7 protein-coding genes and 1 tRNA gene are annotated in these 9559 nt (G+C 38.1%); 4 read left to right on the forward strand and 4 right to left on the reverse strand.

All coding sequences use genetic code 11. The features are described 5' to 3' along the window. A tRNA-Met gene (locus ACRRSQ_RS18490) sits at positions 1-77 on the forward strand. A gap of 309 nt (positions 78-386) precedes the next feature. Here the strand turns inward: ACRRSQ_RS18490 and nagB are convergent. The 3 genes from nagB to ACRRSQ_RS18505 form a co-directional block, all read right to left on the reverse strand. After that, positions 387-1178, reverse strand: a complete 792-nt coding sequence (gene nagB, locus ACRRSQ_RS18495; protein ID WP_440877259.1) for a glucosamine-6-phosphate deaminase — start codon at positions 1176-1178, stop codon at positions 387-389. 173 nt (positions 1179-1351) lie between these two features. Beyond that, complete coding sequence (locus ACRRSQ_RS18500) at positions 1352-3520, reverse strand: cation:dicarboxylate symporter family transporter (protein ID WP_440877260.1); 2169 nt, start codon at positions 3518-3520, stop codon at positions 1352-1354. Positions 3521-3770: 250 nt separating this feature from the next. Then, a complete protein-coding gene (locus ACRRSQ_RS18505; protein WP_440877261.1) occupies positions 3771-4952 on the reverse strand; it encodes a cystathionine beta-lyase in 1182 nt (393 codons plus the stop codon). A gap of 317 nt (positions 4953-5269) precedes the next feature. Between ACRRSQ_RS18505 and ACRRSQ_RS18510 the strand changes: the two genes are divergently transcribed. Together ACRRSQ_RS18510 and ACRRSQ_RS18515 are read left to right on the forward strand one after the other, a co-directional pair. Further along, positions 5270-5854 (forward strand): uracil-DNA glycosylase family protein, encoded by a 585-nt coding sequence (locus ACRRSQ_RS18510; RefSeq protein WP_440877262.1) that lies wholly within the window; start codon positions 5270-5272, stop codon positions 5852-5854. Between the two features lie 109 nt (positions 5855-5963). Beyond that, positions 5964-6365, forward strand: a complete 402-nt coding sequence (locus tag ACRRSQ_RS18515; RefSeq protein ID WP_440877263.1) for an SMI1/KNR4 family protein — start codon at positions 5964-5966, stop codon at positions 6363-6365. Between the two features lie 120 nt (positions 6366-6485). On the opposite strand, the gene ACRRSQ_RS18520 is transcribed toward ACRRSQ_RS18515, so the two are convergent. Next, positions 6486-7148: a helix-turn-helix transcriptional regulator gene (locus tag ACRRSQ_RS18520; RefSeq protein ID WP_440877264.1), complete on the reverse strand. Its 663-nt coding sequence runs from the start codon at positions 7146-7148 to the stop codon at positions 6486-6488. Positions 7149-7304: 156 nt separating this feature from the next. Between ACRRSQ_RS18520 and ACRRSQ_RS18525 the strand changes: the two genes are divergently transcribed. After that, positions 7305-9559: PKD domain-containing protein (locus ACRRSQ_RS18525; RefSeq protein ID WP_440877265.1), on the forward strand; the 2255-nt coding region annotated here is incomplete at its 3' end.

Here is a 9559-nt window from a genome sequence, read left to right on the forward strand (position 1 = left end):
CGCGGGATGGAGCAGCCTGGTAGCTCGTCGGGCTCATAACCCGAAGGTCGTCAGTTCAAATCTGGCTCCCGCAACCAACTTCTATTTTTAAAATCTAAATTGTTCCCATTATTATCTTATACGACCCTAGGTCGTCAGTTCGCTCTCTTCAAAAATAAGCGGATCCCGCAACCAACTTCCTCTGTATAAATTTCTAATGTTAATTATCACCCTAAAGATTATTTCGACCTTAGTCGTCAGTTCACTTTATCGGTATTCGTTTGTCAGTTTTCTAAAAGGCTCTCAACGTAACACTTTGCTTATTTTCATTAAAAATTAAGTAAAAAAAATCCCTTAACTATTAAGCTAAGGGATGCGCCAATAATGCTTAGGAGGATATTATTTCTTTATAGCGCCAAACTACTTTCTAACTTTTGATTTTCTCGCTCGATGTGTCTAAAAAATTCTTTATTTTCAAGTAACGAAGCGGCAGCCTCATCAATAATAATCACAGTATCTGGATGAAATTGCAGTGCAGACGCTGGGCAATTTGCGGTAATTGCGCCCTGCACTGTATCAACAATTGCTTGTGCTTTGTTTTCACCCGTGGCAAGTAACACCACTTTTTTAGCTTCTAAAATAGTGCCTATACCCATGGTGATTGAAAGATGTGGCTGAAACTCGCCTTCTGCAAAAAATCGCGCATTATCATCAATGGTTTCTTGAGTAAGTGTTTTTACACGAGTGCGAGAGCCAAGTGACGATGACGGTTCATTAAAACCAATATGACCATTGCGGCCAATGCCCAATAACTGAATATCAATACCACCACTTTCTTTAATGGTTTGCTCATATTCGTGACAAGCGATTAATGGATTCTTAGCGTCACCTGGTGGCACCAATGTGTTGTTTTTATCAATATCAACATGATCAAATAGCTGTTCGTTCATAAAGTGGCGATAGCTTTGACTATGTTCGCCGCTTAGACCAAGGTACTCATCTAAATTAAAACTTGAAACTTGGCTAAAAGACACTTGTTGATTTTGATGTGCATGAATCAGCTCTTTGTATAAAGCAACTGGCGTAGAACCTGTTGCTAAGCCTAAAACAGAATCTGCTTTAGCTGAAATTTGTTTGATAAATATGTCTGCCCCATATTTAGCTACATCAGCAGCGTTATCAAGGATCACTACCTTCATTGTTACCACTCCACTTTATAATATTGCCCGTTTTAAACATGAGCTGAATTTTTAATAAAGACACGATATCATAATAAAAACCAAAATGACAGCGTTGTCATTTTGGTTTTAAAAATAAATAACAAAGTGTAGTTACTCGTTATTTATTTTGTGAAGAAACTTACGACGAGGCGCTAAATATTCCAACCTAGCACGTTATTGATAATTGACCATCGTGGTTGCTTAGCTTTTGGGTTTTCACCGAGTATCCAATACTTGTATACCTCAGGTAAAAAACCATTGTCTTGCTTTAACTTAATCCACGTATTGATAAATTGCACGTAGCGCACGTCACCTTGTGGCAATATAAAACCTACAGGCACTTTTATTTTCAAACCTTTAGGCACTAATACACTATAATTGGGATATAACATTGCCCATGAAGAGCCTGCCTCGGTAGAAAAAGCTAATGCGTCTACCTCTGGATATTTACCACGCAAAAATAAACGAATATTTGATACCGGTGTGACTTTCGCATTTGGAAAACGTTCAGTAAGTGCATTAACGTAATATTCATTCGGCGCAATACCCAAATTAAGATCTGGCATTGCTTTTATATCTTCCATGTTTGCAAATTCATCACGTTTAGAATCACTTAATACTAGGCCGGCAGTATGATGGGTATATGAATCTGAAAAAGCGACATCAAGTGCTTTTAATGGTGTGATTGTTTGGCCGCCAATACTGATATCAATACTGCCATTTGCTAGCAGTTGAGCCTGCCCTTCTCGCTGTTCTAAATAGATCATTTCCACGGCTAAATTTAAATCATTAGCAAGTTCATTGATCAGCTCGACATCAAAACCGACAATCTCATTATCCGTATTTTTAAATGCATACGGTAGAGACATTGGAAAATATGCGACACGAATACTGCCACGTTCACGTATCACATCTAAACGCGGTCGCTGTTGTTCTTCAACAGTTAATGGTTGCAATTGGTCATGTTTTACTTTTTTTGCCGCGCTTTTCATTGCTTTTAACGACTCAAATGTTTCTACCCCTTCATATTGATAAGGGATCAAATGAGTAAGCGCCATGCCTGTTGCGCTCATTACACAAAATGTGATGCCTAAGTGCACTGCTATTGCCTGCATCATCCGATGCCACTTAAGCTTTTTAATGACCGCACTTGCAACGAGAAGTGTAATAACAAAGCCGTGAAGTGCCGCTAAGCCAGTGGCAAATCTTGCAGTGACTAAGCTTCCCAATAAATACAATTGGAACTGATCACTTGGTAAGTCGTAAAAGTCGAGTAAAAAAGGTATCGCAACCGCCATTTTCCCAAACGCGGTTAATGCACCTAAAATTACAAAAGACAGGTACTGCTCGTAACCTAATGGCGAGCCGACATACCAAGCTGAAAATAGAATGAAACCTAAACCAAGTAGCGCGCCTGTACTTGGAAAACTATAGGCGGTGGGCACTAACACATCAACTGTAGAACTGGTTTCTTCACAGTCCATTTTATGTTTGGCTAACAAGGCCTTACTGCGTTCAATTAGCATTGGTAACACAACCAGTACTGTGCCTGTTGCAATCGCAGTAACAACCGCTTCACCGGCGATAGACATTAATTCACGATAAGAAAATGGCGTTGCCCAACTTAATACCAAAGGCAGCAGAACCAGTGCTAATAACGCTGCCGCAATAATATAAACCCATAAAAATACTTGTAAACGTCCTAGCTCTTCTACTGCTAGCGTACCTGCCGCAGATGCCGAAATCGCAAAGATACCAATTGGTGCAAATTTTGCCACATAAGAGGCAACCTTCATTAAGCTATCGCTGATGTTATCGGTAAGTAATAAAAAATTGGCTTTGTTTTTCACGTTAATTAACGCGACTCCCATCAATAACGAGAACAAAACAACTGCGGGAACAATGGTTTGCGCTAGTGAAGCAAATATATTCGACGGAATGTAGAGCTTTAAAAAATCAAATTCTGCCGGCTCTGCAACTAAACTGGTACTGAAAAAACCCGCCGTTTGCCAATTTGGGTAGGCAAGTGGTAGTAATAATAAAGTGGTCATTACGGCTAGCCACATAATGAGAATCACTTTTACCGCCCGTATACCAATACGCGATGCCATGTTACTGTCTAAACGCCCTAAACCGCCAATAATCGAGACCAACACGTAAGGCAATACGGTCATTTGCAATAAATTAATATATACATTGCCGAGTATTTCTATTTTACCCGCAGGTTCTCCAACAAAAATCCCCGCACATATACCTAGAATAAGTGAAATAATAACGCGTTGAAATGGGCTGAGTTTTTGATAAAGCTTGGTTATGAACATCAAATATTCCTGAAAGAAAAAATAAATTTTTACTTAAATGCGTAGCTACGAATAGGAGAATGATACTGAACTAAAGACAATAAATATAGCGGATGGACATGAGAAAATAAGCTTGTATAGTGCTTTTAACATTTAAATGTATTCAATGGTTAAAAAAGCACTAGTTGAAGTGGCAATCGCTCTAATTGAGTTATTGCCAAAACAAAAAAGCCCCACGAATTTAACAATACGTGAGGCGAGATGATGTTTATTAACTTGTTGCTAGTACTTGATGAAACTTCTCAAAGCCTTGCTCTAAATCAGCAATTAAATCGTCAACATCTTCTAAACCAATATGTAAGCGAATTAACGGGTTTTCATATGGCCACTGTGTTGCGGTGCGCATATTTTTTAAACCGGTAATACCTAGAATTAAACTTTCAAAACCGCCCCAAGAATAGCCCATTTTAAAGTGTTCCATACTATCAAGCAGTGCGTTTAAAGCTTTTTGGTTACCGCAGTTAAGGACAAAAGAAAATAACCCGTTGGAGCCATTAAAATCACGTTGGAAAAATTCATGCCCCGGGCAAGAGTCAAACGCAGGATGCAATATAGTTTCCACTTCTGGGCGTGTTTTTAACCAGTTCGCCACTTTTAACGCATTTTTTTCATGTTGGTTTAAACGTACCCCTAAGGTGCGAATACCGCGTAGCGCTAAGTATAAATCATCAGGAGAAGTACATTGGCCTAGTGTATAACTATGCTCGCGAAGCTGCGGCCAATATTTTTCCGTCGCCGTTGCCGTGCCCAGCATGACATCTGAATGACCAACAATGTATTTTGTTGCCGCTTGCACTGAAATATCGACGCCATAATCAAACGGCTGAAAATTAACACCTGCTCCCCAAGTATTATCAAGCATGACAATACAGTCATGTTGATGGGCGATTTTAGCAATGGTAGGTACATCTTGTACTTCCATGGTAATTGAACCGGGCGACTCTAAAAAGATGATCGAAGTATTTTCTTTAATTAACGCTTCAATACCGGCGCCAATGAGCGGATCGTAGTAAGTGGTTTCAACGCCATAGTTGGTCAGTAACTTATCACAAAAATCGCGAGTAGGTTCATAAGCGGTATCCACCATTAAAATATGATCGCCGCTTTTCACAAAGGATAAAATCGCATTGGTGATAGCAGCTGTACCAGACGGATACAAAGCACAACCTGCACCACCTTCAAGTTCAACCATAGCATCAGAAAATGCAAACGAGGTTGTGGTACCACGGCGGCCATAAAAAAGCACTTGATTGGTTTTATTGCCTGCCGCGTGTTTCATGGCAGTAGTTGATTCAAAAACAACGGTGGATGCACGTTGTACCGACGGGTTTACTACCCCTTGAGTCCATTTTGACTTGCGGCCTGCGTTGATAATTTTAGTATCTTGTTTCATCTTTTAAGTAACCTAGTTCGCGGCGATGTTTTAATAATGGCTATCTAGCCATCTAAACGTAATATTATAAACAAGGTTATAACCTGAAATGGGGTGAATAACAATGCTGGTGAGCAGAAATTTACTCAAGGCAATACGATCGCTCAACGCCCCTTTCGATGAATTAACGACTAAAAACGAAATTTTGCGCTCAGCGCATATTAAATAGTTCTATCTACTAAGTATCAAAACGATTAGCTTTGAATTAAAAATTGCGTAAGCATACAATTAACGCCTTGACTCAATGAGTAGCTAAATAACCAAATTAGGTAGATACGATGAAAGACTTAAGCAAGCTGCTTAAAGAAGTAAGAGCCTGCAATATTTGCCAACATGCCCTTGCTGATGGTGTTAGACCCATTGTTCAGCTTTCTGCTAACTCACGTATTCTTATTGCCGGACAAGCTCCAGGACGTAAAGTACATACCTCTGGCATTCCGTTTGATGATGCCAGTGGTGATCGCTTAAGAAGCTGGTTAGCGATATCGTCAAACGATTTTTACAATGAGAACAAAGTCGCTATTTTACCGATGGGCTTTTGTTATCCTGGCACGGGCAAGTCGGGCGATTTACCACCTCGGCCAGAGTGTGCTAAAACCTGGCGAGCCTCATTGCTTGAGCAATTACCGGCATTAGAATTAACCATCGTTATTGGTCAATACGCGCAGGCGTATCACCTTAATCAGCAGTATCAAACGGTCACTGAACACGTGCGAGCATGGCAAACTCAATGGCCGCGGGTAATACCTTTACCCCACCCTAGCCCTAGAAATAATCGCTGGCTGAAAGCCAATTCGTGGTTTGAAAAACAATTGCTACCGCCTTTACAAGCAAGAGTAGCTGATATTTTATCAAGCGATTAACTTATTAACTTATAAAACTATTAAGCGCCGATATTGGGCTTTACCCGCAGGAGTATCACTTATCAAAAGCATCGACTTATTTGTAAAAAATTGGGGCAGTAAAAGCGCCATGTCACCGATAAATAAAAACGACATTAGCGCACTTGAATCGCACTTAAACGCCTTTTTACCTGAAACATACATCTATTTATTAAGCAATTATGGCTTAGTGCACAGTCCTAATGTTTTTTCAAAGATTTGCGATTTGAATGCTGATATTGCCGAAGTGCAAGACTTTCTCAGCCTTGAAGACGTTAAAAACTTGTCTGCGCTGTATGAGTTAAGCGGCATGCCTAAAGGTCATATTTTGTTTGCCTCAGATTGTAAGGGCAATATGTTTTGTTTCAAACTCAGTGATTGTCAACAGCGCAATCATGACATTCCGGTGTGGTTCTATAACCAGCAATTATGCACGATAGAGCAAGTATCACCGTCATTTAGCGCATGGTTAGCTGCGTTTAATGATCTTTAATACCTCTAAATCGGAGTAATCAATAATTTGGCTATGATTCACCATCAATAATAAATAGGGTTATACCCAATATGAATTAGTGAACGTTACCATTTCAACCTTATTCTCATTTTTCGGTAATTAGATTGTTATAAGGCGATGGTAAGCAAGTAATGCAATAACTTCTTCTTTTGATTTAACATTAAGTTTATCTCTTAAACTACATAGATGAAACCTTACTGTTCTTTCACTTATATTCATTTTTTTAGCAACAATCTTGGCTGTCAATCCAGAGCTAACCCATTGAGCGCATTCTAACTCTCTACCAGATACATTAAATATTATATTTGATGACTCACTAAATTGAACCGCCTTCTGATGATATAATGTAGAAAGCATTTTTATTTTATATGTATACTTTTGCAACCATAGGCTTATTTTTTCTGTTTCATTAATTATGTAGTCAAACTTTATGAATTTATATGACTCTACTATGTTAATTGAAAGGACTGTCCTTGTGCTACTTTCATTCTCTTCTAAAAACATAGTAAGGTTCGCTATTTCCTTCGAATCATTAAAGATATTCAAAGGAATTTCCAATATATTAAGGTCATAACTGACATAACATTCATATCGTTTTTGTGAGATATCTGGAATAAGCTTTATCGATGTGTTTTGTTTATGCTGTATTTCACTGTAGCTAAACGAAATAATCCCTATTTCAAGAAGTGCTTGCTCAAATTTTTTTTTCAGTTCAAGTTCTGAGCAACAAAAAAGTATTTCCCCGATAATTTCCATATCCATATTAAGTCCATTTTCAGTCTTGTTAATGCGGTATTTATTTGTTCTTTTGTAGAATAAAAAGTTATTCATTACTGTCATATTTGACAGGTTATTTTTGTTACATCATTGATACAATAAAAATTATTAGATGATAAAATCAAAAAAGGATAAAATCAAATGGACAATAAAGTACATGAAAATAAATGGCTTAGCTTTTTATACAAATTTTTTACATTATACCTTTTATCACTCAGCCTAATTTCTTGTGGTGGAGATAGCGGAGGTAGCCAAGAAGTTAAGGTAGAAACTAAAACAATAGAAATTGTAAAACAGCAACCAGTTTCTCAAATCACAACAAGTTTATCGTCAACAAATTATAAAACTACCGATATTTTTAACCTAACAGGGACTGCCTTAGATCATGAAGATGGGGAACTCTCAGGAAATAATTTAGTTTGGGTATCTAGTAAAGACGGCACTTTAGGGAACGGTATTGATTTAACCACTACCTTAACTGAAGGCGCTCATACAGTTTCTTTAACCGCTACCGACTCTGATGGTTTATCTCATACCGACTTCATAACAATAATAGTAAGTGACAGTCCATTAACTGAAGAAAAACCCTTAGTTAACATTACATCCCCTACATCAGGAGAATCCTACTCTAGCCTAGAAGCCTTGAACTTTACCGCTTCAACTAACCAAGATAATGGCAGTCTAAGTTGGATCTCTAGCATAGATGGTTCAATAGGAAGTGGAGCATCAATTTCAACTAATCTATCTATCGGCATTCACTTGATTAGTGTAACAGTAACTGATTCAAATAATGTTGAAAATATATCAACGATCGCTATTAATATTATATCACCTAATAACGATTCTGAGCTGCCACCAATAGCAAACTCAGGTACGCCTCAGAGTATAACAGAAGGGATAAAGGTTAATCTTGACGGTTCAGCATCAATCGATTCCAACAATCTTCCGCTAATTTATTCTTGGAGTTTTGAATCAAAACCTAACGACAGCAATGCAACTATTGATAACCCAAACTCTATTTCACCAAGCTTCACTCCTGATGTTGAAGGTGATTATTTAGTTAAGCTAATTGTTAATAATGGCAGCTTAACGAGTGCACCATCAACAGTTCTGTTATCAACATTAAATTTCATTCCTGTAGCTCATGCAGGTGAAGACAAAATCATCCCAACGGGGGTTTTATCTGAACTAGATGGTAGTAGAAGTTACGATATCAATGACCAAAACTTAGAATATACTTGGTCGATTATTAATACCCCTAGTGGAAGCACTTCAACCTTAGAGTCCCCAAATTCAGAAAAAACCAATTTCACTCCAGATATTGATGGTGAATATCAACTAGGTTTAGTTGTAAATGACGGCATAGCAAACAGTTTTAGTGATTCAGTTACACTCTTTGCAGGAAACATAAAGCCCAATGCTAGTGCAGTTTTAACTTCAATTAGTGGTTTAATAGAAAATTCAACAGTTACCTTTAATGCTGAAAATAGCAGCGATATTAACAATGACGAACTTACATATATTTGGTTTTTAGAAAAAAAACCTAATGAGAGCTCTGCTACTTTATCTTCAAATTCAAATGTAACAAGTGAGTTATTGTTAGATTCTGTTGGCCAATATGAAGTAAGCTTGGTAGTTAATGATGGAAGTTTAGACAGTGATAAATATACGATTAACTTCTCTGTAATAGATGAAGACACTCAAGTTAAATTTATCGGGTTTGAAGATGATACAACACAAGGCTTATCGAACTGGCTACCTAATGAAGAAGAAAGTAAAAGTGGTACCTTTTCTCTACAACCTCCTTTTCAGTCGAGTGCTGGAAGTTCATCAACAGAAATTACCCTGTCTGAAAGTCATACTAAATTAACGTTCTGGGCACAAGGCTCTGATAATGTTACCTTATATATTGATGGGACTTACTGGGCAACTTACAATCCTACTAATACCTTTTTTGAAATGTTTGAAGTCATTGTTCCTGAAGGCGGACACACCTATCGTTGGGACGTTACCGTCTCTGATGATGGTTGGCCAGATTTGTATTTAGATGATATTAGTATTAGCCATTCAACACCACAAAGTGAAGGTACGTCGGCCTTTGGTTTCGAAGGCAATTATTTAAGCCAAGATTTCTCTGGTGACTGGGCTATATCTCGTGTGGCCAAAAGTGGTCAGCATTCACTTCAAGCTCCATATCAATCAAGCCCAGGAACAACATCAACAGAAATTACCCTGTCTGAAAGTCATACTAAATTAACGTTCTGGGCACAAGGCTCTGATAATGTTATCTTATATATTGATGGTACTTACTGGGCAACTTACAATCCTACTAATACCTTTTTTGAAATGTTTGAAGTCATTGTTCCTGAAGGCGGACACACCTATCGTTGGGACTA

It is taken from the genome of Thalassotalea sp. PLHSN55, from assembly GCF_052030545.1.
Lineage (GTDB): Bacteria > Pseudomonadota > Gammaproteobacteria > Enterobacterales > Alteromonadaceae > CANMXU01.

Excerpts from the sequence above, each read along its gene's own strand:
- ACRRSQ_RS18520 (WP_440877264.1), bottom strand. The coding sequence starts at position 7,148 with ATGGATATGGAAATTATCGGGGAAATACTTTTTTGTTGCTCAGAACTT.
- nagB (WP_440877259.1), bottom strand. The coding sequence starts at position 1,178 with ATGAAGGTAGTGATCCTTGATAACGCTGCTGATGTAGCTAAATATGGG.
- ACRRSQ_RS18510 (WP_440877262.1), top strand. The coding sequence starts at position 5,270 with ATGAAAGACTTAAGCAAGCTGCTTAAAGAAGTAAGAGCCTGCAATATT.
- ACRRSQ_RS18515 (WP_440877263.1), top strand. The coding sequence starts at position 5,964 with ATGTCACCGATAAATAAAAACGACATTAGCGCACTTGAATCGCACTTA.
- ACRRSQ_RS18500 (WP_440877260.1), bottom strand. The coding sequence starts at position 3,520 with ATGTTCATAACCAAGCTTTATCAAAAACTCAGCCCATTTCAACGCGTT.
- ACRRSQ_RS18505 (WP_440877261.1), bottom strand. The coding sequence starts at position 4,952 with ATGAAACAAGATACTAAAATTATCAACGCAGGCCGCAAGTCAAAATGG.